Annotated in this window: 21 protein-coding genes and 3 pseudogenes; 19 read left to right on the forward strand and 5 right to left on the reverse strand. The window is 34.7% G+C overall.

Going from position 1 to position 26,930, the window contains the following annotated elements; genetic code table 11:
* The first annotated feature begins 10 nt into the window (after nucleotides 1–10).
* The 3 genes from HMPREF2715_RS06805 to HMPREF2715_RS06815 all read left to right on the forward strand — a co-directional run bounded on the left by HMPREF2715_RS06805 (nucleotide 11) and on the right by HMPREF2715_RS06815 (nucleotide 2,713).
* Entirely contained in the window at nucleotides 11–1,015 is a 1,005-nt protein-coding gene (locus HMPREF2715_RS06805) for an N-acetylglucosamine kinase (protein ID WP_053024369.1), read from the forward strand.
* A gap of 142 nt (nucleotides 1,016–1,157) precedes the next feature.
* Nucleotides 1,158–2,024, forward strand: coding sequence for a hypothetical protein (locus tag HMPREF2715_RS06810; protein WP_049394779.1), 867 nt, complete (start codon nucleotides 1,158–1,160; stop codon nucleotides 2,022–2,024).
* Nucleotides 2,025–2,161: 137 nt separating this feature from the next.
* Nucleotides 2,162–2,713, forward strand: coding sequence for a DUF805 domain-containing protein (locus tag HMPREF2715_RS06815; RefSeq protein ID WP_053024371.1), 552 nt, complete (start codon nucleotides 2,162–2,164; stop codon nucleotides 2,711–2,713).
* A gap of 89 nt (nucleotides 2,714–2,802) precedes the next feature.
* Here the strand turns inward: HMPREF2715_RS06815 and HMPREF2715_RS06820 are convergent, their stop codons facing one another.
* Nucleotides 2,803–3,984, reverse strand: coding sequence for a DUF418 domain-containing protein (locus HMPREF2715_RS06820; RefSeq protein ID WP_070839706.1), 1,182 nt, complete (start codon nucleotides 3,982–3,984; stop codon nucleotides 2,803–2,805).
* Between the two features lie 165 nt (nucleotides 3,985–4,149).
* Nucleotides 4,150–5,758: pseudogene (locus HMPREF2715_RS06825) on the reverse strand (MutS family DNA mismatch repair protein).
* A 296-nt stretch (nucleotides 5,759–6,054) separates the two neighbouring features.
* Here HMPREF2715_RS06825 and HMPREF2715_RS06830 point away from each other — a divergent pair.
* The 10 genes and pseudogenes from HMPREF2715_RS06830 (at nucleotide 6,055) to HMPREF2715_RS06875 (ending at nucleotide 18,241) form a co-directional block, all read left to right on the forward strand.
* The gene (locus HMPREF2715_RS06830) at nucleotides 6,055–6,459 is read left to right on the forward strand and encodes a YjdF family protein (protein WP_053024374.1); all 405 of its coding nucleotides are present in this window, start codon (nucleotides 6,055–6,057) and stop codon (nucleotides 6,457–6,459) included.
* A gap of 219 nt (nucleotides 6,460–6,678) precedes the next feature.
* Nucleotides 6,679–7,968 (forward strand): annotated as a pseudogene (gene arsB / locus HMPREF2715_RS06835) (arsenite efflux transporter membrane subunit ArsB).
* A gap of 659 nt (nucleotides 7,969–8,627) precedes the next feature.
* A complete protein-coding gene (locus tag HMPREF2715_RS06840) occupies nucleotides 8,628–10,022 on the forward strand; it encodes a YfcC family protein (protein ID WP_016930542.1) in 1,395 nt (464 codons plus the stop codon).
* A gap of 298 nt (nucleotides 10,023–10,320) precedes the next feature.
* Nucleotides 10,321–10,560, forward strand: coding sequence for a hypothetical protein (locus HMPREF2715_RS06845; protein ID WP_011274531.1), 240 nt, complete (start codon nucleotides 10,321–10,323; stop codon nucleotides 10,558–10,560).
* A 151-nt stretch (nucleotides 10,561–10,711) separates the two neighbouring features.
* Nucleotides 10,712–11,239 (forward strand): YfiT family bacillithiol transferase, encoded by a 528-nt coding sequence (locus HMPREF2715_RS06850; RefSeq protein ID WP_053038229.1) that lies wholly within the window; start codon nucleotides 10,712–10,714, stop codon nucleotides 11,237–11,239.
* 185 nt (nucleotides 11,240–11,424) lie between these two features.
* Nucleotides 11,425–12,408, forward strand: a complete 984-nt coding sequence (locus HMPREF2715_RS06855) for an NAD-dependent epimerase/dehydratase family protein (RefSeq protein ID WP_141738614.1) — start codon at nucleotides 11,425–11,427, stop codon at nucleotides 12,406–12,408.
* Nucleotides 12,409–12,587: 179 nt separating this feature from the next.
* Nucleotides 12,588–14,198, forward strand: a complete 1,611-nt coding sequence (locus HMPREF2715_RS06860; protein ID WP_070440418.1) for a xylulokinase — start codon at nucleotides 12,588–12,590, stop codon at nucleotides 14,196–14,198.
* A 32-nt stretch (nucleotides 14,199–14,230) separates the two neighbouring features.
* Nucleotides 14,231–15,511 (forward strand): MFS transporter, encoded by a 1,281-nt coding sequence (locus tag HMPREF2715_RS06865; RefSeq protein WP_070440420.1) that lies wholly within the window; start codon nucleotides 14,231–14,233, stop codon nucleotides 15,509–15,511.
* 14 nt (nucleotides 15,512–15,525) lie between these two features.
* On the forward strand, nucleotides 15,526–16,308 hold the full coding sequence (locus HMPREF2715_RS06870) for a glucose 1-dehydrogenase (RefSeq protein ID WP_070839709.1): 783 nt from the start codon (nucleotides 15,526–15,528) through the stop codon (nucleotides 16,306–16,308).
* Nucleotides 16,309–16,537: 229 nt separating this feature from the next.
* Nucleotides 16,538–18,241, forward strand: a complete 1,704-nt coding sequence (locus HMPREF2715_RS06875; RefSeq protein WP_070839712.1) for an ABC-ATPase domain-containing protein — start codon at nucleotides 16,538–16,540, stop codon at nucleotides 18,239–18,241.
* Between the two features lie 52 nt (nucleotides 18,242–18,293).
* Here HMPREF2715_RS06875 and HMPREF2715_RS06880 read toward each other — a convergent pair whose 3' ends face one another.
* A complete protein-coding gene (locus HMPREF2715_RS06880) occupies nucleotides 18,294–18,692 on the reverse strand; it encodes a hypothetical protein (RefSeq protein WP_053036177.1) in 399 nt (132 codons plus the stop codon).
* 148 nt (nucleotides 18,693–18,840) lie between these two features.
* Nucleotides 18,841–20,208: an FAD-binding dehydrogenase gene (locus HMPREF2715_RS06885; protein ID WP_083307977.1), complete on the reverse strand. Its 1,368-nt coding sequence runs from the start codon at nucleotides 20,206–20,208 to the stop codon at nucleotides 18,841–18,843.
* A 284-nt stretch (nucleotides 20,209–20,492) separates the two neighbouring features.
* On the opposite strand from HMPREF2715_RS06885, the gene HMPREF2715_RS06890 reads away from it, so the two are divergent.
* From HMPREF2715_RS06890 to HMPREF2715_RS06905, 4 genes are all read left to right on the forward strand, one after another.
* On the forward strand, nucleotides 20,493–21,875 hold the full coding sequence (locus HMPREF2715_RS06890; protein ID WP_070632272.1) for an NAD-dependent succinate-semialdehyde dehydrogenase: 1,383 nt from the start codon (nucleotides 20,493–20,495) through the stop codon (nucleotides 21,873–21,875).
* 170 nt (nucleotides 21,876–22,045) lie between these two features.
* A complete protein-coding gene (locus tag HMPREF2715_RS06895) occupies nucleotides 22,046–23,119 on the forward strand; it encodes an NAD(P)-dependent alcohol dehydrogenase (RefSeq protein ID WP_011274544.1) in 1,074 nt (357 codons plus the stop codon).
* A 179-nt stretch (nucleotides 23,120–23,298) separates the two neighbouring features.
* Nucleotides 23,299–23,739: a MarR family winged helix-turn-helix transcriptional regulator gene (locus tag HMPREF2715_RS06900; RefSeq protein WP_011274545.1), complete on the forward strand. Its 441-nt coding sequence runs from the start codon at nucleotides 23,299–23,301 to the stop codon at nucleotides 23,737–23,739.
* A gap of 15 nt (nucleotides 23,740–23,754) precedes the next feature.
* A complete protein-coding gene (locus tag HMPREF2715_RS06905; RefSeq protein ID WP_070440425.1) occupies nucleotides 23,755–25,098 on the forward strand; it encodes a dihydrolipoyl dehydrogenase family protein in 1,344 nt (447 codons plus the stop codon).
* Between the two features lie 105 nt (nucleotides 25,099–25,203).
* Here the strand turns inward: HMPREF2715_RS06905 and HMPREF2715_RS06910 are convergent, their stop codons facing one another.
* Nucleotides 25,204–25,890, reverse strand: coding sequence for a type 1 glutamine amidotransferase domain-containing protein (locus tag HMPREF2715_RS06910; RefSeq protein WP_011274547.1), 687 nt, complete (start codon nucleotides 25,888–25,890; stop codon nucleotides 25,204–25,206).
* Nucleotides 25,891–26,075: 185 nt separating this feature from the next.
* Between HMPREF2715_RS06910 and HMPREF2715_RS06915 the strand changes: the two genes are divergently transcribed.
* Both HMPREF2715_RS06915 and HMPREF2715_RS06920 read left to right on the forward strand, forming a co-directional pair.
* The gene (locus tag HMPREF2715_RS06915) at nucleotides 26,076–26,588 is read left to right on the forward strand and encodes a DUF308 domain-containing protein (protein ID WP_070440427.1); all 513 of its coding nucleotides are present in this window, start codon (nucleotides 26,076–26,078) and stop codon (nucleotides 26,586–26,588) included.
* 153 nt (nucleotides 26,589–26,741) lie between these two features.
* Nucleotides 26,742–26,930 (forward strand): annotated as a pseudogene (locus HMPREF2715_RS06920) (aminotransferase); the annotation flags it as partial.

The raw sequence follows: 26,930 nt of genomic DNA on the forward strand, positions 1-26,930 counted from the left end.
TGATTTAACAATGAATATTAATAAGAAATATTATATTGGTATTGATGGCGGAGGAACAAAAACGGCAGGTGTGATTGGTAACAACTATGGAGAAATAGTTGGATATACTATAGCTGAATCTACAAATATACAGGTTAAAGGGCTAGATTCTGCCAAAACGACATTAATGAATATGATATCGATATTAAGAACACAAGCGAAGATAGAGTTAAATGATATTAACACTATATATTTATCTTTAAGTGGTGCCGGGAGAGAATTAGAAAAAAACTTAATCATTAAATCATTGGAAGAGTACAAATTGCATAGGATAAAAGTTATTGTTGAAAATGACGCCATATGTGCTTTGGCATCGGGTACATATGGAGAATCCGGTATTGTACTTATAGCTGGTACTGGATCTATATCATATTGCTATAATAAGAAAACAAATGAATTAAATAGAGTTGGTGGATGGGGATATGTACTAGGTGATGAAGGTAGTGGATATGATATAGGTAGGCAAGCACTTGTTGCAATAATGAAAAGTTATGATGGAAGAGGTAAGTCTACTCAATTAACTGAAGCAATTAAGAAACATTTAAGTCTAAGACATGAAACAGATATAATTCCATACGTGTATCAAAATTTAGAGATGCGATCAAATATCGCTTCATTAGCAAAAGTAGTTTTTGAAGTTGCTCGAAATGGTGATGATGTTGCTATAGAAATTATTAATAACAGTATAGATTCATTGATTGAGTTAGTTAAGGGTGCGTTTCTTTCAATTGATAAAAAACAATATAAACCACCTATCGTATTATGTGGGGGTCTATTTTCTAATCTTGAGTTTAAAGATAACGTTATTATTAAGTTGAAGAAGACATATCCAAGTAATGAAATTATAATACCTAAATTCCCACCCGTAATTGGAGCTTATGTATTGTCTTTAATAGAAAATAATCAGAATAAATTTACTCGAACGATTCAACAAGCTGTTGAAAATAGTTGGAACGACATTAATAAATTATATTAAAAAAGAGTGCTCCAAAAATTATAATGGAGCACTTTTTTTGCAAGAAATACTTTCAAATAAGTATTTACAAAGTACACTTTTATAAATAAAATATAGTATAATTAATTGATTTTAAAAATGCAAATGATATGAGGAGACATAGATGAAGAAACTATTATTTATGTGTGGGGTGTTTTTACTTTTACTTGCAGCTTGTGGTTCTAATGATGGTTCCAAAGAAGATAGCGCTAAAACGAAATCTAACGCGGAACAAACAAAATCTAAGAAGTCTAAAAAAGACCAAAAGCTGGAAAAGGAAGTAGCAAAGCTTTCTGAAAAACAAAAATTAGCACTTGCCTTCTGTGTGGAGGATGTTGACCGATATACATTGACTAAGAATGAAATTCTAACTGGAATTTATGAATACAAACTTGCGACTGGAAATAAAAACTTTAAACTAGTTGATTTCAAACTTGTGAAGTACGATGATAGCATCAAAAATGCTCCAAAAGGTATGAATTTCTATAATGTATCACCTAATAAAGGGAACTTTGAAGCATTAATCGGAGTTAGTAATGATAAAATCTTTATCGGACGTATGCAATCTGGTTCATTAGATTACAAAGATTTATTAGGAAAAGGTAAAGAAGTAAAATTAATTGATGTCTATAAAGCGAATAAAGACAACAAAGCTTTACCAGAATTAACTGATAAGATAAATATTGTAGATAATTTATCTAAAAAAGATAAAGAAAATAACAATCCATTATCTGCAGAATACTTAGAGAAATCAGGAACAGTTAATACACATTTCCGTAACCAAGTGTATCAAATGATTTCAGATTTCGAAGGTATTGCAGTAGGTAAGACAAACTATTTATGGGACGATGTTAAAATGGTTGGTCATAGTGGGGATTGGATTGTGAATTATCGAAATAAAGATGGAGAAATTTTAGGTACATATAAAACTAAAAATAATAAAATTATTAAGTTAGATGCTAACGGTAAAGTTATAAAGCAAGAAAATTAATAAGCTCACACTAAAGTTCTTAGGTTAATTGAATTAGCTTGAGAACTTTTTATATAGGGTTTTATAATTATGGCAGTATGATACGATAAAGATAAGGGGAAGACGGCAATTAAAATCATACAAAGGAGTTTATGCTTATGAATCCAAAAGTAAGTTTTGGCGAAGCATTTAAGTTGTTTTGGAAAAATTATTTTAATTTCAAAGGTCGCTCAAGACGAAGTGAATACTGGTTTATGCAATTATGGCATTTAATATTTTATGGACCCGCTCTGATTCTTTATATTATGTCATTAATCATGATTATGCTCTCAGCAGGGTTTCAATCTGAAGCTTTATCCATTGTAAGCGTAGTTATGTTAGTTATCGCAATTATTTATATAGTTTTATACGCAATTATTACATTCATTCCTAATTTAGCAATGACAGTCAGACGTTTCCATGATACGAATCGTACGATGTTTATTCCTATTTTATCAGTTGTATTAGGTGTGATATCTTTTATTGTCCAATTGATTTGGAATATTAGTGACCCTAATGGTGAAAATGGTTGGGCATTGCTATTTATTCTCCTATTTGCTCTAGTACAATTTGCTATTTCAATTTATCAGTTAGTAATCACATGCTTAAATAGTAAATTTAATAAAAATAAATATGGAGAAAGTCCTAAATTCAAAGGACATTATGAATAATTCAATGTTCTAATTCAATATGCTTATCAACATAAATTAAGGTTCAACGTGCAGTTAATGATTAACCACGTTGAACCTTTTTAGTATATCTATTTACGTTTACCTACATGCCATTTCCAATATGTGAACATGCGTAGGAGATATTCTAATGGACCATATCGGAAGTGTCTTTGATGCAATGTTGCTAATAGCACTAAAACAATATAGATAAATACGAATAAAATGCTTGTGTAAATGAGTATATCTTTGCCAAATAATCCTAGACCGTAACTATAGAAGATGAGTGTACCAATGATACTTTGTGTAATGTAAACGGTAAGAGATATTTTGCCGGCATTTTCCAAACCTTTAAAAATTGGATGTTTCTCATAGTGTTGATATAAACATTTAAATAAACTCATGTAACCTAAAGATAAAACAGGTCCAAATATAGCTACAAGCGTTCCTGAAATTTTGTCGTTGCCTAACCAAAGTAGAGTTGATTTGGCAATAATAGATACTGGAATAAGGTATATAAATAGTTTCGACGACCAAAAGTGCCTTGCATCTTTCTCGAACCAACCACATCTAGAAAGAAAGATTCCTAAAGTGAATAATGGTATTTCAAAAAGTATAGCTATCAAGAAGATAGCACCTTTATTATCACCTAATTGATCTTCTAACTCCGCAAATTTAGGAGATGTCGCTATATCATCTACGTGATGGATATCGTTATAACTACCTTCTGTATAAATCTTTTGCACTTTATGAATATATGAAGCTGAATCATATTTGTCAGATGATGTAGACGCTTTTGAATCATCAAACATAGACCAAATACCCATCACGAGCATGAGAGAAATAATTACAATATTAAACCATTTGAAAGCTTTGGTACTTAGTGAAATAAAAGGTATTACACATAACATAGCTAAACTATAAGCCAATAATATATCGCCTTCCCATATGTAACTTGCATGGATAAAGCCTAATATAAGTAAGAAAATGGCACGACGTAATAATTTTAATCTAGGCCGTGGCAATCCTTTTAATTTCATAGACTGATAAAGTTTATCCATCGAAAAGCCAAACAGTATTGCAAAAATAGGTAAAAAACTTTCTTCAACAAGTATGATGATAAGGTTGAATATTCCTTGGTTTACAGGGTTTAAATGGAAATGTTCGATGTAGTCTTTGCCAGATAAACTAAATTGAAATATAAGTAGATTAGCAAGAAATATACCTAATAAGCTGAACCCTCTTAAACTATCGGCAATTGTAATTCGTTTCATAATGTCACCTCAATACTCACAGTAAACAATAATGATAAAATCTAGCATAATTTCGTCTTAAATCTACCTTAAATCATCAATTAAACTATAAAGAAGCGTGGTGACAAAATCACAATTTGATCTCATCATCCCACTTATATAGATAATGTTTTACATTAAACAATGTTAATACAAATCTTTAACCTGATCCTTAGCTCTTTTGTAGATTTTGTTAGGGAAGTTAGTAATTCGCAACAATTCAATTGCATTTCTCGTATTCGCTTTACCTTTTTTTAATCTTGTAATCAAAGTGGATTTCATCGTTTTCAATCGTTTCATTAAAGTGATAGTTTTGATAATTGTCCTTTAATAATTCTGAAAGTTCGATATCATGTGTCGCTGCTACAATTCTGTACTCTGGTTGATGATTCAAATATGATAATACAGATTCTGATGCTGCAATACGTTCAGTTGTATTCGTGCCTTTAAAGATTTCATCGATGAAACAGTACACTGGCATATGCGTCTCTATATCGAAAAGACGACGAATAGATTTCAACTCAGCCATGAAGTAACTATCGCCCGACAGAACATCATCGGCATTAGCCATTGACGTATAAACTAAGCCGGGACGATAGCTAAACGCATCCGCCGTCGCAGTTTCTATCGTTTGTGCAAGAATAAGGTTAATTGCTACAGCTTTCATAAATGTTGATTTTCCTGATGCATTCGACCCCGTTAGTAGAATATTGTGGTTAATGTCGAGGTCGTTTGGGACTGCATTTTCCAGTAAAGGATGAATCAAATTAGTGAATGTTAATGTTTGCTCATTTGAAAAGGCAGTCGGCTCACAATAAGTGTCTAATGTGCGTCGAAACATGGCTAATGAATAGTGATTATCTAAGGTGCTTACATAGTCATAGCAGGCCATTACCTCGTCTTGATATCGATAATACGTATGCTGGATGATATGAAAAAGGAAATAATCTACCATGAATGCCATCTTGAGTAACATGATAAATGCGCCGCCGATATCTTGATCGCCCACTTTACCTCGTAGACCACTAAATAAACGTGCCCCTTTAAAGTGACTAAAGTTCGTATTAATTTCTGGTGTGCCTTTAATTTGGTCGAGATGATAACCTTCCTTAAGGACTTTCGCTGTATAGAATAATGACTTTAAATCTTGATCATAAGTACGTTTCAGGGTACCGGATAATACAATATTTAGTAGAATCGAAAATAAAGTTATAAGTACTCCAGTTGATGGAGAAATGAAACAAATAATGAGTCCAATAAATGGTAGAAATGGACAAATCATAAATAAATTATTTCGCTTTATTGCTTTAAGTTGATCAGGGAAGATAGGGTACACCACTTTACCAATAGAAGCGAGATGATAAGATACATTGACCCTAAATGTTTCATCATTATTAAATTGGTCTAATAGTTGTTTGTTATTAACCTTAAACATATTGCGTAATGTGGCAAACCAACGCATTTCCCCAATAGCCGTGAAGTTAAAGTTACTACGATGGAAGATTTCTTCCATATTTAAATCTGACCACGTTTTATCATCGATGAGGTTGTTATGTTGTTCACGTTTGAGTTTGAATTGATAATCGAAGTGGGAATTTGGGCGTATGAAGTTCTCAATAGGCTTCTTATTACGCCAAAGTGTATGTATGTGGTTGATCAATTTCCTCTTGTCTATTATTGTCACAACAACATTTACAATCAAGCCTAATATGATAATACCGATTACCAATAATGCATAGGTCTGATAAATATTCATAACTAAACTCCTTATAAAAATTAAATCATCTACACAATTATTTCATAATTTTATGCAATTAACAAAAGTAGATAAGATAAAAAATTTCAATTCATACATTAGAGGTTTATACACATCGAAATGATTAAATTTTTAATTGCTTCATATTGGTTTCTTAGTGTACATCAGTTATGCTTATAGAGAAATGTAAAAACACAATTGGGTTGGTAGTCCCAATGCAAATGTAATCATTTGTCAGTAACCTTCCTCCTCAGGTCGTCCCTCATTTCAAGTTATATATAGAGGAGGGACAATCATTGGAATTATCAATATTTCATGATGGTCAGTTTTTCATAGGATTGGTTGAATATAGGGAAGAAGATAGGGTTAAGTTGGTGAAATTTACCTTTGGAACTGAGCCAAATAGTGCTGAAATTTTTAATTTTATTTATGGTCATTTAGATGAATTGATAAATCAAACGAAAGTTTCCATTGAAAAAAAGAAACCAAAAAAAGTAAATCCTAAACGTTTACAAAGGCAAGTTGCTAAAGAACAGAAACAACCTAAAACTTCTACTTATGCTCAAAAAGCAATCAAAAAAGAGCAAGAAATGAAAAAAGTGCAAAGTAAAAAGAGTAAGAAATTAAAGAAAGAACAGACAAAAGCATGCAAACGACAGCTTAAAGTTCAAAAAAATAAGCAAAAGAAAAAGGGACATTGAGTCTCGCGAAAATAGGATCTCAAACATTTTATATGTATGAGGTTCTATTTTTATTTAATCATTCGCCTTATAACTTTGCCACATAGATTTCATGTCATTGCTCATGATATGCTTATTGATGACATAGGAGGATTTGACTGATATGAAAGATAAATATATATCATCTATAACTCATTATTCACATCGCCATCAACGACATTTTGTAGGTGAACGTTTATGATGACTTTTTTAGCCATTCTCGTTTTTGTTATTACTTTGATTTTTGTTATTTGGCAACCTAAAGGACTAGATATAGGAATTACTGCTGTTGTAGGCGCAGTTTTAGCACTTATTACAGGAGTTGTTGGTTGGTCTGACATCGTGGAAGTAACAGATATTGTTTGGAACGCAACTTTAACATTTGTCGCTGTCATCTTGATTTCACTTATTCTGGATGAAATTGGTTTCTTTGAATGGGCTGCATTACATATGGTTCGAGCATCTAAAGGGGACGGTTTCAGAATGTTTGTTTACATTATGCTCCTCGGTGCGATAGTGGCAGCATTTTTTGCGAATGATGGTGCTGCACTTATCTTAACGCCAATCGTTTTAGCGATGGTACGTCATCTTGGATTTAGTAAGAAAGTGATCTTTCCTTTCATTATCGCAAGTGGCTTTATCGCTGATGCAACGTCGTTACCTTTTACGGTGAGTAACTTAGTGAATATTGTTTCTGCGGATTACTTCTACATTGGATTTGTAGAATATTTGAGTCATATGCTAATACCAAATATATTCTCACTTCTAGCAAGTATCATTGTATTATGGATTTATTTTCGAACAACGATTCCAAAGACCATTGATATTCGAAAGGTTTAAAGTCCTGGTGCCGCGATTAAAGATCAGAAACTATTTCGCATATCTTGGCTTGTTTTAGTAATATTATTAATAGGTTATCTTGTCAGTGAGTTTATACACGTACCAGTGTCTCTGATTGCCGGAATTGTCGCTATTATCTTACTACTCTTGGCACGCCAATCAGATGTTGTTTCTACTGGAAAAGTAATCAAAGGTGCGCCATGGAATATCGTGATTTTTTCATTAGGTATGTATTTAGTCGTATTTGGACTTAAAAATGTTGTCATTACAACCATCTTAGGTCATATATTTGCATCTATATCTGCGCATGGTTTATTTACTAGCATTATGGGCGTAGGTTTTATCTCTGCAATTTTATCATCTATCATGAATAACTTACCGACCGTTTTAATTGATGCGATAGCAATACATCAATCACAAGTGACAGGTATCCTTAGAGAAGGTATGATTTATGCGAATGTAATAGGGTCTGACTTAGGTCCGAAGATTACACCTATAGGTTCATTAGCCACTTTATTATGGCTTCACGTTTTAGCTCAAAAAGATGTCAAAATATCATGGGGCGTTTACTTTAAAACAGGAATAGTCATTACGATTCCAGTACTCTTTTTCACGTTGCTAGGACTATTTCTTACATTACTCATTTTTTAAAAGGTGAAAATCATAATTCGCAATGGGAATAACAGTTAGGCATTCATACGTATCTTTTGAGAATAGACAAACATAGGGTTTGAATTTTTTGATACTATTGTAAAGTATATTCAAGAGAAGTTAGATTGCTCACCATCCCAAAATGTTAATGTATAAATCGACCATTCAAACAGTTAATTGCTAACTTTTATACACCGTGCAGTCTAACCTCCTTGTAATATAAGGCTTAGATATATACATAGTTGAATATACATATTTCGTCACTATTAATTGGAAGTATACTTTTTAAAGATAATTGATTAGTTTAGTGAGAATAACTTAAGTGAGGTAACGGATGTTTCGTCTATGATCCGTCTATCTCATTTTTTTACGTTTTAGAGTTGATTTGTAAGTACAATATGCTAATTACATTTAAACGAGTATATATGTTTGTGAAAATAGAGATTCATAGTATCTTGAACGTATAAATATTCTAATTCTATTGAGTTGAGAATGTGAAAGCATTAATTGTAAGTATTTATAGGTTTAGCACATCGCTGAAATGATAAAAATAACAAATGTAATTTAAATTGTAAATGTATATCATATGATAAATAGGGTATGATGTATATAATCATCTGATGATATACATTCTATTCTATTTAAGGTGTTGATGAGTTATGGAAGAAAAGAAGCATAAGAAATTTAAGTTTAAGACGCCTCATACATATGCTTTATTAATGTTTGTTATTTTTCTAGCTTGGTTATTAACTTACATTATTCCAGCTGGTGAATATGCGCGTGAAAAGAAAGGTGATCAAACACTTGTCGTTTCAGGAACATACCATACTGTGGAATCGGCAAATGTCAATTTCCTCGAAATATTCAGGTCAATTCCTGAAGGACTAATCAGTGGCGGAGAAATCGTATTCTATATATTCCTAGTAGGTGGTGCCTTTGGCATTATTCATAAGACGGGTGCTTTCGAAAATGGTGTAAACAAAGCAATGAGAATGTTAGGGAAGGCCAATTTCCTAATGATTCCATTGACGATGACGATATTCTCTATATTAGGATTTACAATTGGATTAGCAGAAGAAACAATTATCTTTGTTCCAATTGGCATTATAATCGCTCGAACATTAGGTTACGACGCCTTAACAGGTGCTGCAATGGTTATTTTAGGTGCTGCCAGTGGTTTCAGTGGAGGTATGTTAAATCCCTTTACAGTTGGTGTGGCACAAACCGTTGCTGAACTACCAATGTTCTCAGGCTGGGGTTTACGTACAATTATCTATTTATTTATCTTAACTGCAGCCATTTCTACAGTTATGTTATATGCACGTAAAGTGAAGAAAGATAAGTCAAAAAGTATTGTGTATGAGCTAGAAAAAGAAGAAGGTCATATTATTCAAGAAATCACTTATCAACACTTTAGTAAGAGACAAGCAGCTAGCTTACTTATTATAGTTGCTACAATTCTATTTAACGTATTTGGCATATTTGTATTCGATTGGACGTTTAATGAGATGAGCGCCAATTTCTTACTTGCTGGTATTGTTGCAGGTTTAGTAAGCGGACTTGGATTAAATGGTACATTTGACGCATTAATTGAAGGAATGCAGAACATTTTATTTGGCGCAATGATTGTTGGATTCGCTAAAGGAATCGTTGTTATTTTGGAAAATGGTAAAATCATCGATACGATTGTTCATGGCATGACAACATTGCTATCAGATATACCAGCTTCATTTGTTATTATTGCTATGTTTATATTACAGTTCTTACTTAATTTCTTTATACCATCTGGATCGGGTCAAGCATTAACAACAATGCCATTAATGGTACCAATATCAGATTTACTGCATATTAATCGTCAGTTAACGGTACTCGCTTTCCAATATGGTGATTCAATCAGTAACATTTTATTCCCAACTTCAGCAATCTTAATGGGAGCATTAGCTGTTGGACGAATTACTTATACTCAATGGATTAAATTTGTGTGGAAGTTGATACTATTATGGGTAATTATTTGTGCTGTGGCGATGTCGATTGCGCTTATAATTGGTTATTAAAAATTTCTCAAGAAGCACTTGGAAATTTGTTTAAAGGCTTGATAGGTAAGACTAACGCTTGTCTGAAGTTAGTAGGAATTACGTCTAACAAACGCTGTCATAACAATGTAAAGGAGGGTTTCTAAATAAATAGGAACCCGCCCTTTAAATGCTTGGATTTATCAATTATTTAAAAGATTATAAAAATCTATAAAACAACACATAACAAAGATGTGTCGATTTTGTTATAAAGATTTTGCTCAATTCAAAATAGTTTTAGTATATAATACTGTGTAACACCATTTGAAAGGAGCAACTTATGAACTTAAATAGTATTAATTTAGTTTCAGGTATTTTATGCTTATTATCATTTTTATTAGTAGTTTCTATCATGTTTACGAGCATGTTCTGGTTTCTTCCAGGATTGTTTGTGATGTTATTAGCTATTATTGCAAATGTCTTAGGCATCTTGAAAGGCAATAAAGCCATAAATATTACAATGTTAATTTTAAATATTGTATTTTTAGTTATTTTCTCAAGCCCTTTATTATTAGCTTAATATTTTGAGAAAATTATATATATCTTAAATTTCCAGAGGAAGTGGGATAGAAATTAATGTAATGATTAATTTCTGTGCTCGCTTCTTTTTTATTTATCCTTAATAAGGGTATATAGAAGGTATAGATAAAGATAGCTAAGGGGGATTTATAATGGATGTAAGATTTCCGATAGGAGAATTTGAAGCGCCAACAAATTCAACATTAATTGATGTGAAACAATGGATGAGTGAAATTGAAGCATATAGTGATCAGTTGAAGGAAACGGTTCATCAATTGAGTGATGAGCAGTTAGAACGTCGTTATCGAGAAGGAAGTTGGACGGTTAGACAATTAGTACATCATATTGCAGATTCTCAGATTAATTTGTATGAAAGATTGAAAATGGCACTGACTGAAGATGACGTAACGGCGTTCATGTTTAATCAAGAATGTTGGGCAGAGTTGCCAGACTCTAAATTACCTATGCAAGTTTCAATTACTATTTTAGAGGGACTCAACCAACGCATTGTAGAGATGGGAAATCATGTTACTGAAGGTGAATTAAATCGTTCTATCAAGTTATCAGATGGTAGCAATGTACCGGTTTCAGAATTACTTGCGAAATTATCATGGCATGAGCGTCATCATTTAGAGCACATTAAGATTGCATTATCCGACCAAGGCGTATCAAAAGAGTAGTAAATACAGTTATAAAGTTGAGCGTCTACAACTTAAGAATGAACTTTGTCGAAAGCAAGTGTAATTCATCAAACTAATATGATAAAACTGCTATAATCTGTACCTACCAAGAGAAAGATAGGGGAGGAAGTTTCATGAAGGAACAAGTTTTAGTAACTGGAGGGACAGGTTTTTAAGGTTTACGTATTGTCGCGGAATTATTAAAGCAAGATTATGGTGTACGTGCAACAATTCGTTCGTTATCTAAGAAAGATACTATTTTAGAAACATTAAAGGCACAAAATATTGATACGCAAAATTTAGCATTTGTTGAAGCGGATTTATCTAAAGATGATAACTGGGAAGATGCTATGGAAGATTGCACCTATGTGATGAGTGTAGCATCGCCTGTAGTGATGGGTAGTGTCAGCGTAACTGATGAACAATCGATCAATAAACAAGCCGTTGAAGGTATTCAGCGTATCTTGAGAGCTGCCGAGAAAACGAATGTGAAGCGTGTAATAATGACTGCAAACTTTGGCGCAGTAGGATTTAGTAATAAAGATAAATCTAGTGTGACAGCAGAAGAACATTGGACTAATCCAAATGAAAAAGGACTTTCTGTTTATGAGAAGTCTAAATTAATTGCTGAGCGAGCAGCGTGGGACTTTGTGAATGCTACTGAAAATCACATTGAGTTTGTGACAATCAATCCTGTTGCTATACTTGGACCATCATTAAATCAACATATGTCATTAAGTTTTCAATTTGTAGAAAATATTGCTAGTGGCAAAATGAAACGTATCCCTAATATTCCAATGAATATCGTAGATGTCAGAGACGTTGCACAATTACATGTTTTGGCAATGAAGACGCCAGAAGCAAATGGTAAACGTTTTATCGCCACTGCAGATGGACAAATCTCTATGCCTGAAATCGCACAATTAATTAAAAAAGAACGCCCTGAATTAGCAAGTAAAGTTTCAACTAAGACCATTCCAGATTTCGCAATTAAGCTAGGCGCTAGATTTAATAGTGAAGCACAAGAAGGTAAGTTATTACTTGAAATGAATAGAAATGTTAGTAATCAGCAAGCACGAAATGTTTTAGGTTGGACGCCAAGTTACACTCAAGAAGAAGCCATTCTAGCATCTGTTGACTGTATGAGAGACTATCACATTTTAAAATAAACATAATTGAATAATACATTTAAGCAAACACCTTTATCTTCATTGTTGTAAATAGAAGATAAAGGTGTCTTTTTACTTACAAATTTGGAAAACGCTTACTTTTCTCTTGTTTCATCAAAAATACATATGCTAGGATAAGTCTGTGATAACGTTTTCATAATAAAAAGTAAGGTGAAACGATGGATAATACACAAATCAAACAATTTATTGAAGATGGTCATTTAACAGTGGGTATTGAGTTCGGTTCAACGCGTATTAAAGCAATTGCGATTGATGACCAATGTCAAACCCTCGCAACAGGTTCATTCGAATGGGAGAACAGTTACCGTAATGGTTATTGGACGTATTCGATGAACGATGCATGGGTAGGCATTCAAAAAGCATATGGCGCAATGACTCAAGAGTTAAAAGAGAAATACGATGCAACCGTGAAACAACTTGCTTCTTTAGGTATTAGTGGTATGATGCATGGCTATTTACCGTTTGATGACAATGACGATTTACTCGTTCCATTTAGAACGTGGCGTAATAACAATGCTAATAAAGCAGCTGAAATCTTACGAGAGGGCTTTCAAGTGAATATTCCTGAACGTTGGAGTATTGCACAACTTTATCAATCTGCATTAGATCAAGAAGCGCATGTTGAGAAAGTAAGCTATATGACGACACTTGCGGGATACATACACTGGTATCTAACCGATGAGAAAGTATTAGGTATTGGAGATGCGTCTGGTATGTTCCCAATTGATAGTGAGACACAAGACTATCGTGACGATATTATTGAACGCTTTAATAAGAAGTTTTCTGAAAAGGGTTACACACAAGATGTTAGAGATATCTTACCTAAAGTAGTTGTAGCAGGGGAGTATGCCGGACGTCTTACTGAAACGGGTGCGAAATTAGTTGATCCAAACGGTGAACTACAAGCCGGATGTCCATTATGTGCACCTGAAGCGGATGCAGCTACAGGTATGGTAGCTACAAATAGTGTTGCACCAAGAACTGGTAATATTTCAGCAGGTACAAGTATCTTCTCGATGATTGTCCTTGAAAAGCCAATCAAAGATGTTTATCCAGAGGTAGATATTGTTACAACACCAGATGGTTATGAAGTAGCAATGATTCATGCGAATAACTGTACATCAGATATAAACGCTTGGGTCGATTTGTTTGGAGAAGTATTTGAAACAATGGGAGTTAAATACGATAAAGGTGAATTGTTCACCAAATTATTTGAACGTGCCTTAAAAGGTGACGAAGATTTAGGTAAGTTATTGTCATATGGTTATATTTCTGGTGAATTTATCACAGATGTACAACATGGTTATCCAATGCTTGTACGATCAGTAGACAGTAACTTTAACTTAGCTAACTTAATGAAAACACATATTTACAGTGCTTTCAGTACGTTGAAGATTGGTATTGATTTATTAAAAGAAAGAGAAAATATTCATATTGATTCAATGTTTGGTCATGGTGGCATCTTTAAAACTGAAAAAGTTGCGCAATCATTCTTAGCAGCTGCCTTAGACAGTCCTATTCGTGTTATGCAAACTGCAAGTGAAGGTGGCGCTTGGGGTATCTCAGTATTGGCGAGATACATGATTGAAACAGAGACATCAAATTTAGCAACATATTTGAATGACTTTGCGTTTAAAGGAACAGAATCAATGACAATCGAATCAACTAAAGATGAAGTTGCAAGCTTTGAGCAATATACAGAACGCTTTAAACAAGGCATTCCACTTGAACGTCTTGCACATGAACAATTTAATTCAGAACAAAAATAATGAATAAAACAAAGGTAGAAAGTGGGATTAAAATGGCGAACGAGATAGACAAACGAGAACGTCAATTTCTAGGATTGCCTATGGTATTAATATGGGGATACATTGCCGTAGCGATCTTTATGACCGGAGACGGTATGGAGCAAGCATTTTTATCTAAATATATTATGAGTCTTGGCTTTGATAATTCTGAAGCCGGCAATGTCTTAACCGTTTACGGTTTAGTCGTAGCTATCGCTTCATGGTTATCAGGTGTGATGGCTGAGATTTTCAGTCCACGACGTGTGATGACATTCGCGTTTATTATTTGGATGATCTTCCATGTTGGATTTTTAGTCTTTGGTCTAGAACAACAAAACTATGCCATGATGATGATTATGTATGGTATTCGTGGTTTAGCATATCCAATGTTTATTTATAGCTTTGTCGTATGGATTACATATTCTTCACCAAGTTACAAACTAGCTTCAGCAATGGGTTGGTTCTGGGCAATGTATTCAATCGGTATTGGAGTACTAGGTTCATATTTACCAAGCTTTTCAATTCCAATCATTGGTGAAATGGGTACTTTATGGTCATCATTAATCTTCATCTTAATTGGTGGATTAATCGCGATGTTCTTAGTTAAAGATAAAAAAGGCGAAGATGTCGAAGCACAACGCATGACTAAGAAAGAAATGTTAAGAGAATTTGGCCGAGGTATCACAATTCTTAAGAATAAGAACGTTGCAGTTGCCTTTGTCGTAAGAATCATTAACCAACTGTCATTATTCGGATTGGTTGTATTCTTACCACACGTTTATACAGCAGATTTCGGCTTCACTACGTCAGAATGGTTACGTGTTTGGGGATTAATGTACATTATTACAATCTTCACTAATTTATTCTGGGGTATTATGGGAGATAAAATTGGTTGGGTACGCCAAGTACGCTGGTTTGGCTGTATTGGTATGGCCGTTTCTACGTTAGCGTTCTATTATTTCCCTGCATGGAGTGGACCTAATATATTCGTGACAACTTTAATTGCACTGATGTTCGGCTTCGCTGTTGCTGCATTCGTTCCAATGTCAGCCATCTTCCCAACGTTGGTACCTGAACATAAAGGGGCGGCTGTGTCCGTACATAACTTAGCAGCTGGTTTAAGTAATTTCCTAGGTTATGGACTTGCAAGTGTCATGCTTATATTCGCTTCAGCTGAAGTAACGATTTGGGCATATGCAGTGATATATGTATTAGGCTTTGTTCTTACATTCTTTATGAAAGTACAACAGGCTGGAAGACAAGTAAAAACAACAGTTAATACACAATCAAATTAAAAAGGATGATAAAAATGACAAACATTATTGATCAATTTAAAGTAAACGGTAAAGTAGCAATCGTAACAGGCGGTGCCATGGGACTAGGTAAAGCTATGGCAGAAGCATTAGCACAAGCAGGTGCAGATATTGTTATTGCAGACATTAAATTAGATTTAGCTCAAGAAACAGCAAAAGCAATTACAGATAATGAAGGCGTTAAAACGACAGCATTAAAAGTAGATGTTACAAATCCAGAAGATGTTAGCAAAATGGTAGACGACGTCGTGAATGAGTACGGTAAAGTTGATATCTTAGTAAATAATGCTGGTATGACAATTAATGAAAAAGCAGAAGACGTATCTTACGAAAACTGGTTAAAAGTAATTAACTTAAACTTAAATGGTGTCTTCTTAGTAGCACAAGCAGTAGGACGTCAAATGATAAAACAAGGCTATGGTTCAATCATTAATACATCATCAATGTCAGGATTAATTGCCAATAAACCACAAGAACAAGCATCTTACAATGCATCTAAAGCAGGCGTTATCATGTTAACGAAAAGTTTAGCAATGGAATGGTCAAAATATGGCATCAAAGTAAACACAATTGCGCCAGGATACATGAAAACGGCACTAACTGAACCAATGTTTAATACTGGAGGCGAAATGATCGATTATTGGATGGGGGCGACACCAATGGGTCGTCCAGGTGAACCAGAAGAATTAGGTGGCATTGTTGTATACCTTGCATCTGACGCTTCATCATTCGCACAAGGTAGCGTATTTACAATTGATGGTGGTTATACTGCATTATAATTATATTTGGAAAAGTGCAAGATGAGTCTTTGTACTTTTTCATTATTAGTGAAAAGAATTTTTTGAGAGGTTTTAATAATTCGATGATATGCATCTCAGCTGAAGGTTGAAAATCCAATGCTTGAGATGCATTTTTTATATTCAAATCAAGAATTTCTTGAATGAAGTTATGCGTGCCGGTTAGGTTGGGTAAACTGTGAATAGACACTTACTGAACGGAGGAATAATGATGAAGCGCTCAATAGATCTCGAAAAGACATTAAAATCGTTAGATGGACAAAAATATGGAGCGTATAAACGAATGAAAGGTATATATGCCTTTGATCAATTTCACTTAGCAATCGATCATGTACAGGTGGATCCTTATGCGCCACCTTCAAAAATGCGTCTTATCATTCAACGTGATGTCGCCAAAATTCCAAGTGAATTATTAGATGAGAAAGACAAACGTATTGCAGTATCAGATTTCTTAACTAGAGCATTTGGCCATCAAACTTCGGCATTTAATCGTACTGTTAAAGGTTCAGTTAAAAACGGTAAAATTTTCATCGATCATTGTGGTCAAGAAATGTTAGAACGTACATCAGTCGTAATTAATGATAAAGAAATTGAAGTGCGCATTGAAGTTGGTATGCCAGCAACAGGACGTAAGATTCTTGGAAAAGTTGCGGCCCATACACTTATAAATGGCTTACCAAAGATAGTAAATCAAGCTATCATGTATCAAAATATTGATCAACAAGCACTTCAACATCAAGTAACATTAAAATTAGACCAAACGTATATTAGGAATCAACTTGAACAACAACACTTAGTCGCTTTTGTCGAAAATAACGCCATTTTACCACGAAAAAGCGGTGTATCCGATGAGCCAATGAAAGGTGCTATTCAATTTACGAGCCCGCAAGCTTTCGAAACAACATTCAACTTACCAAGTGGTCGGGCAGTCACAGGGATGTCTATTCCTGAAGGCATAACGTTGATTGTTGGCGGTGGTTATCACGGTAAATCGACCCTATTAGAAGCGCTTGAACGTAGTGTCTATGACCATATTCCAAATGATGGCCGTGAGTTTGTTATTACGCGTCATGACGCTATGAAGATACGAGCTGAAGATGGACGTGGAATTCAAAATGTTAACATCAGTCCATTTATAGATAACTTACCTGGCAAGAAAGATACAACGCACTTTTCGACTGACAATGCGAGTGGGAGCACGTCACAAGCAGCTAATGTCATGGAAGCATTAGAAACACAAACGTCAACGCTACTTATTGATGAAGATACATCGGCGACGAACTTTATGATTCGTGATGGACGTATGCAGAAGTTAATTGCGCCTGATAAAGAACCAATAACACCATTTTCTAATAAAGTGAGACCACTTTTTGAAGCGCATCAAGTTTCAACTATTCTAATTGTTGGTGGGTCTGGTGATTATTTTGACGTGGCCGATCAAGTCTTGATGATGGATGAGTATCATTTGAAAGATGTAACTACTGAGGCGAAAGAGATTGCTCAATCAGATGGATACCAACGTGACCTACAGGCAAATACGCAATTTGGTGCGATTCCATCTCGTGTCCCTTTAGATGCTTCATTCTCTAAAAAAGGGAAAGATGATCGAATGAAAGCCAAAGGGCTACACACAGTGATGTACGGCAAAGATGCAATAGATATATCTGGTTTAGAACAATTAGTGGATGACAGTCAAACCAATGCGTTGACCGTTATGATGAATTACTTTAGACATCACCTTATAGATAATCATAAGAGTCTTATTGATGCAACGAATCAAATGTACGACTTAATTGACGAAGAAGGCATCGAAGCGATATCTAACTTTGATGGACATCCTGGTAATTTAGCGCTTCCTCGTAAGCAAGAATTTATCGGAATATTGAACCGTTATCGTGGTTTAAAAGTAAAATAAAATAACAAAAGCACATTGCACTTGATAGTTAATCAAGCTTTGCAATGTGCTTTTAATTCGTTAAGAAAAAGTCTACAGTAAGATCATCATCATAATATCTTTCGTCATATTCTTCCATTGATGTATTAGGCAGTATGTTTAGGCTTTTGACATAATCAATACCATAATCTTCGACGTAGCCACGTTGGCCATGTTTAACATAAGGCGTTACTTTAGACTTAAACTTTACAACTTGTTGTAAAAAGGGTTCTTGGTTATGAAAGTATCTCTTTGATGCATAAACCCAAACGTGATCGAAATACTGACCGCCAATATTAACATCTAATAATAAAATTTTTGAGAAAATAGGCTTGTTTGGAATTTTTACTTTAGGTGTTATAGTAATATGTTCAATTCGACCTATTACGGTTACAGTTTTATTTTTCAAAGATTTCAAGCTATCGCGAGGCATACCATCACCTTCTTTTGCAAAAAATTGTAAAATTGATAACTATTAATTAAAAAATAATATTTAATATAATTTTACAACAAAATGCATAAAAAGTGGTGGGATATACATTTTGAAAATACTTTATTTTAGAAGTGTATATTTATGAAATTTACTGTATATGATGGTGGATACCTTCAGTTGCACGAATACCACTAAAGATACAAACCCCTAGGAAAGTACCTTCTAATGAACGATATCCGTGAACACCGCCACCACCAAAACTAGATGCTTCCCCAGCAGCGTATAGTCCTTGAATCGGTTGCATGCTTGGATTAAGTGCTTGGTCATCGAGATTCGTTTGAATACCGCTGAGCGTTTTACGACTAATGATATTTAATTTTATGGCAATTAAACGTCCGTTTTTTCCACTTAATATTTTATGAGGTTTAGCAGTACGAACGAGTTTATCACCTAAGAATTGATATGCATTATTGATAAATGCGACTTGTGGATTTTTAGTGAATGGATTATCAATTTGTAAGTCGCGAGCTTTAATTTCATGTTTGATTGTTTCATAGTCAAGTAAGTCATTATCTGCTAAGTCATTCATCTTTCGAACTAGCGTACCTAAATCATCGGCAAGTATGAAGTAAGGTCCCTTATCCATAAAGACTTCTACTGGAGACGTTGCTTTACTACCTAAACGCTCTTGAAGTAATAATTTGATATCTTTATCAGTTAAATCTGGATTCTGCTCAGAGCCAGAAAGTACAAATTCTTTCTTTATAATATCTTCCGTTGATATAAACCATGAATAATCGTAACCTGTCTTCATGATTGTTTCTAGCGTATGCAAAGTATCAAATCCAGGGTAATCTGGTGCAGCCATACGTTTACCGGTCGCATCGAACCACATTGATGATGACCCAGGAATGATACGAATACCATGATTAGACCAAATGGGACTATGGTTTTGAATGCCTTCAGTATAGTGGCACATGCGATCTTTATTCACGATGTTGGCACCGGCATCTTCTGTAACTTGAATTAAACGACCGTCAGTTGAAACAGGTACGCCTTGTATCATTGTCTGTGGAGGATTACCTAAACGTTTAGGCCAATATTTTCGAATAAGTGGCATGTTGGCACCAATGCCGCCTGATGTAATTAACAACTCATCGACATCATTTTGGAACGTATCTATTACGGTACGAGATGATTTCTCTCCGCGTTCAACGTCACTTGGCTCTAAAATGTTGCCAGAAATGTGAGTGATTTGATTATGTTCAATGCCAATGTCAGTCACTTGGCGACGTGGCAAAAATTTAAATTGACCTTCTTGTTCTTTTTCAAGTACGAAACGACTAAAGGGTTCCACTAATCCTGGACCTGTACTCCAAGTAATATGGACACGTGGTACAGAGTTGCCATGACCAGAAGCTGATGCGCCACCACGTTCAGCCCAAACTAAGATAGGTGTTAAGCGAACGCCCATCTCTTTTAGATAGTTTTTCTTTTCAAAAGTGGCAAATCGCACGTACGCTTCAGCCTATTGTTTCGCCCAATAGTCCTCATCATCTGGACGGTCAAATTGTGCCGATCCTAACCAATCATTCAGTGCAAGTTCGTATGAATCCTTTGACAAATATCTTTTTATTCATAAAAAACTCCTTACATTAATTGTTATATGTAGTCTACATATTTTATCAAGTAAAGTAGGTACAGGAAAGTGAAACTAGTAATGATAGAAAACGGTTTGATAGATAATCTATTTCTAGGGGTATATACTTATATCAATAATTCTAAAAGGGGTGGATGAATATGGCATCATTAGAAGTCTTAAATCCAGCGACGAACGAAGTAATTGAAACATTAGAATATACAAGTGAATCAACAACCAAACAACAAATTGAGAAAGCGCATAAAGCGTTCAAATCTTGGAGAGAAGTAGATGCACATGAACGTGCAGATAAGTTGTATAAATGGTTCTCTTTAATTAATGAACATAAAGATGAATTGGCAGAACTGATTACTAAAGAGGGTGGTAAACCTATAAAAGAAGCACAAGGTGAAGTGGATTATGCGAATTCATATGTTTCTTGGTATGCCGAAGAAGCTAAACGTATTTACGGTCGTACAATTCCAGCAAATACACCTAATAAAAATATTATTGTGAAAAAATTCCCAGTAGGCGTAGTAGGAGCAATAACACCATGGAACTTCCCAGCCGCAATGATTACGCGTAAGATTGCGCCAGCATTAGCTGCAGGTTGTACGATTGTATGTAAACCTGCGACGCAAACACCATTAACTACTATTCGTCTCATTGAATTGGCGCATGAAGCGGGAATCCCAGAAGATGCCGTTCAATATGTCATTATGCCTGGTAAAGATGCAGGTGAATTATTCACAAAACATCCTGTAATGCAGAAAGTTACATTTACTGGTTCAACAAATGTCGGCAAGAAACTTATCGCACAAGCTGCTGAATCAGTTGAAAATGTCACAATGGAACTAGGTGGGCTAGCGCCATTAATCGTTCACGAAGATGCGGATATTGAATATGCCGTAGATCAAACAATTGCCTCAAAATTCCGTAATGCAGGACAAACTTGTATTTGTGCGAACCGAGTTTACGTTCACGAAGCGGTTGAAGCAGAATTTGTTCAACAATTAACGCAAAAAGTCCATGAATTAAAAGTCGGAAATGGTATGGATGAAGACGTGACTATTGGACCATTGATTAACGAAGATGGCGTGAAGAAAGTGGTTAATCAATTGAAAGATGCAGAATCTAAGGGCGCTAAATTATCACGCTCATTAGACGAAGCACAAGAAATGGGCGGCAATTTCTTAAAACCTGTCGTCGTTTCAAATGCGAATCAAGATATGCTTGCAATGCAAGAAGAAACATTTGGACCTATCGTACCGATTGCAACATACTCAGATCTAGAAGATGCCATTCAAATGGCGAATGATACACAATTTGGTTTAGCTGCTTACTTCTTCACAAATGATTATCGTACTGGCTTCCATCTATATAACTCACTTGATTATGGTGTCATTGGTTGGAATGATGGCGGTCCATCAGCAGCTCATGCACCATTTGGCGGTATGAAAGAAAGTGGTTATGGTCGTGAAGGTGGTACAGAAGGCATCGAACCATACTTAGAAACGAAATATTTATCAATAGGTAATATGTAGTAGATGATGTGCGCTTCTCTTTTTAGGGAAGCGTATTTTTTATCGAAAAATTCTTGTGAATTCATTATTTTTGTTTAAAAGTACTATATAAATTTTTATGAAATCGTTTACATATATCTTTTTCAGTGAAAGAATAATAAAAGATACATAAACTTAGGAGGATGTTATTTATGAGTGAAACTATTCCGGAGAAAATGAACGTTGCATTAATGCATGAACCTTATGATATTGAAATTGTCGAAAGAGATATGCCAAAAGTAGGACCTAAAGATGTCTTAATCAAGATGATGGCAGTAGGTGTTTGTGGTTCTGACGTTCACTATTATGCACATGGTCGTGTTGGTGAATTCGTAGTCGAAAAACCAATCGTATTAGGACATGAATGTGCTGGTATGGTAGCACAAGTTGGGGATGAAGTAACAGACTTTAAAGTAGGAGATCGTGTTGCTATCGAACCAGGTGAACCTTGCCGTGAATGTGAATATTGTAAATCTGGACAATATAATTTATGTCCACATATGGAATTTATGGCGACACCACCATACGATGGTGCGTTCTGTGAATACGTAAGCCATCCGGCAGACTTCCTTTATCATTTACCAGACTCAGTGACTTATGAACAAGCAACCCTTGTTGAACCATTCTCAGTAGGTTTACAAGCATGTAAGCGTGCGGATATTAAACCAGGATCAACTGTTGTGATTATGGGTATGGGTCCAGTTGGTTTAATGGCAGTTGTAGCTGCTAAAGCTTATGGCGCAACAAACATTATCGTTTCAGACTTAGAAGATAATCGTTTAGAAGCGGCTAAACGTTTAGGGGCAACAACAGCAATAAATATTAAAAATGAAGACGTCGTTGAACGCATTAAAGAATTAACAGACGGTCAAGGTGTTAACTATGCAATCGAAACAGCAGGTAACCCGATCGCCTTAAGAAGCGCATTAAATTCATTAAAAGATGGCGGTACTTTAGCTATTGTTGGTTTACCTCAAGAAGATATGAACGAAATCAATGTGCCATTTATTGCGAACCATGAAATTAATATTGTGGGTGTCTTCAGATACGCGAATACGTACCCACAAGGCATTCAAATTTTAAGTACAACAGATGCTGATATTGATTCATTATTCACACATCAATTCGAATTAAATGATACGAAAGAAGCCATGGAATTAACACGTACAAGTAAAGGTGATGCCTTGAAAGTAATGGTGTACCCAAACGGTTTCTTAGATAAATAATAAATTTAAAATATGCTTTATTATAGCTTAAAGTTAAGATAAATATGTATTACCCCATAGCCTCCTACTATTTAAAGGTATGGAGGTTATTTTATGTCTGTTTAAACAGATTGTTTGATTAATCGTGCGCGATTGTTTAAGCTTTAATTAATCGTACACGATTGAAAAGAGGTGATGCCATGAATAACGAAGATATGAAACTCGCAAATCAACTTTGTTTTTCTGCTTATAATGTGAGTCGTTTATTCGCGAAATTTTATGAACAACAATTGAAACCATTTGGATTAACGTATTCTCAGTATTTGGTTTTACTCGCTTTATGGGAACACGATAATCAACCCTTACATGAAGTAGGTAAACAGTTAGATTTATCAAGTAATACATTGACCCCACTTTTAAAGAGATTAGAGCAGTCAGGGTGGGTTAAACGACAACGTTCAGAGGCAGATAAACGTCAATTAGTCGTCTCTTTAACGCAAAAGGGGCATGAGCAACAAGAAGCAGTCTTTGAGGCAGTCGCACAATGTTTACCTCCAAAATTTGATGAAACTCAATATAACGAAACGAAAGCAGTCTTAAGCAATTTAGAACAGTCCTTAAAAGCACTCACGAATAAATAAAAAAGGATGAGTTAAATGAAACAATACGATGTTGTATTTATAGGAAGCGGACACGCAGCATGGCATGCAGCACTAACACTTAAACATGCAGGCAAAGATGTTGCCATTATCGAAAAAGATACGATTGCAGGTACATGTACAAATTATGGTTGTAACGCTAAAATCTTACTTGAAGGACCTTACGAAGTGTTAGAAGAATCAGCACAATATAACGGTATTATTCAATCACAAGACTTGCATGTGAACTGGGAAAACTTAATGGATTATAAAAAACAAGTGATTAATCCTATGAACGGCATGTTAAAAGGTATGTTCGAGCAACAAGGTATCGATGTTTATATGGGTGCTGGTGTAATTAAAGATGCACACACAGTGACAGTGAATGATGAGGCATTACAAACTGAGAACATTGTCATTGCGACAGGTCAGCACAGTAATAAATTAGATATTGAAGGTAAAGAACTAACTCATGATAGTCGTGACTTCTTATCTATGGATGAACTTCCAAAACGTATGACATTTATAGGTGTAGGTATAATAAGTGTGGAATTTGCATCAATAATGATCAAATCAGGCGTAGAAGTGACTATGATTCACCACTCTGATAAACCACTTAAAGGTTTTAACCAAACACACGTAACACAACTCATTAAAAAATTAGAAGACGAAGGCGTACATTTCTACTTTGATGAAGAGACGCAAAAAGTAGAAAAAATAGGTGAAGCATACAAGGTTTCAACAGCATCTGGATTAACGATTGATACAGATTATGTCTTAGATGCGACAGGTAGAAATCCAAATGTAGAAGGTATTGGGTTAGATCAAGTAGGTATCGAATATAGTAAGAAAGGTATTTCAGTAGATGGTCATTTAAGAACAAATGTGAGCAATATTTATGCAAGTGGCGATGTCTTAGATAAAGATATACCTAAATTAACGCCAACAGCGACATTTGAATCAAATTATATAGCGGCTCACATTTTAGGAATGACGCAAGATGAAATACAATACCCAGCGATTCCTTCAGTATTGTACTCGTTACCACGTCTTTCTCAAATTGGTGTTAGTGTTCAAGAAGCTGAGCAAAGTGAACGTTACACAGTTAAACATATTCCGTTTGGTAAACAAATGGTATTTGAATATAAAAATGAAACGGATGCAGAAATGTATGTCGTTTTAGATGAAGAGAAACGACTTGTTGGCGCAGATATATATGGCGTCGATGCAGCTGATTTAGTACATTTACTTGTATTTATTATTAATCAACGCATAACAGCACAAGATTTAAATAAATTAATCTTTGCTTTCACTAGTGCCTCTAGCGGTGTCATTGATTTTTTAAAAGTGAATATGTTGTAATTTAATATAGATAAATAAAGATGCCTACATATTGGAATCAAAGCGTTATTGTTCCAAATCATGTAGGCATCTTTGTAAATTTTACTATGCGGGTAGTCTAAGAATTTACTTTTGTGATTCTAAGAATTTTTCTGCTACGGCTTTACCAGATTGTGGATTTTGACCAGTAATAATGCGACCATCAGCGACTGCAAACTCAGTCCAGTTATCACCTTGTTCATAGTTTGCACCACGATTTTTAAGTTCATCTTCAGTAAGGTAAGGAACAACGTCGGCTAAGCCCACTGCTTGTTCTTCACTATTTGAGAAGCCAGTAACCGTTTTGCCATCGATAATATGTTTACCTTCAGCATCTTTTACATTTAATAAGCCAATTGCACCATGGCAAACTGAAGCAACAACATCGTTATTTTCATAAATTTCTTGAGTTAGCTTTTGTAAATCTTCATTATCTTTGAAGTCCCAAATTGTACCATGACCACCAGCGAAATAAATGACGTCATAATTTTCAGCTTTAACTGCGTCAGGTGTAACTGTATGACCAAGACGTGTCATAAAGTCTTTATTCTGATAATATTCCCAGTCTAAATCTGTCATCATATCTTCTTGTAAACTTTGAGGGTCAATGGCAGTATAGCCACCTTCTGGACTAATATAATGTACTTTATAACCATTTTTATATAAGACATCCGCGAAATGAACAACCTCACCAAACCATAATCCAGTTGGACGATTCATATCAGGATATTTCGTTACACTTGTTACTACAACTAATGCTCTTTTTGTATTCATTGATACGCCTCCTAATTTTATACTACGTTTAGTCTACCCTTTTTGGAAAAGTAAGAAACTGAAGAGTCGTGAATTAAATATAATATGTTTCATGTAAAACGATGTAAGATGTATTCGTTGTTAGTCCAACGCAACTTCAATATACTTGATATAATGGCTATTTTTTAATGAGAGGAGGATTTTGAATGGTACAAGATAATGGAAAATTAAAATGGTCAAGCTTAATTATGGGAACGTTACTATTAATTGTTGCAGTTATTATTTTCAGTTATCCTGTTAAAAATTTCTACACACTTACTTGGCTTATTGGCTTATTAATTCTTATTAATGGTGTGATTCAACTATTATTCCGTCGTGCTGCGAGAGCGCTTTCCGGTAGCGGTTCAGGATTAATTGTTGTCATAGGAATTATTGATATTATATTTGGACTACTTGTGATATTTAACGTTGGGGCAAGTTCAACCTTCTTCATATTTATGTTTGCCGCATGGTTTATTGTAAGTTCAGTTATTGGACTAATGACCATTTCAAAACAAAGCCGTTTGAAGGGACTATCTATCATTGTTAACGTTTTAGGCTTACTATTAGGAATTATTTTACTTTTTAACCCTATGATGGGGATGATTCTAGTATCAACGATGATAGCCATCACATTTGCAATTTTAGGTGTGACTTACGTTATTGATGGACTTGCGTAAATTTTTAGAATAGGGAGAGAGGCAGAATTTTATATGAATTCTTTGTCTTTCTCCCACTTTTTATATTTAGAAGTGGAAATCTTAAAAAGTGAATTCATAAATGGGAAGTATTACAATAAGACTTATTAAACAATGATTCTAGGAGGCATTCATGTGACGTACAATTTTGATGAGATCATAGACCGTCGTTCTACAAATGCGATGAATGTAGAAGGTTATAAAGGCTATTTATTTGGAGACGCAGATACTTCAGATTTAGAAGAACATGATGAACTGATTCGTATGTGGATAGCTGATATGGATTTCGCGACACCTGAAGTTGTGTTAGATGCGATAAGAGAC

The organism is Staphylococcus sp. HMSC062A01 (genome assembly GCF_001836805.1).
Classification (GTDB): domain Bacteria; phylum Bacillota; class Bacilli; order Staphylococcales; family Staphylococcaceae; genus Staphylococcus; species Staphylococcus haemolyticus.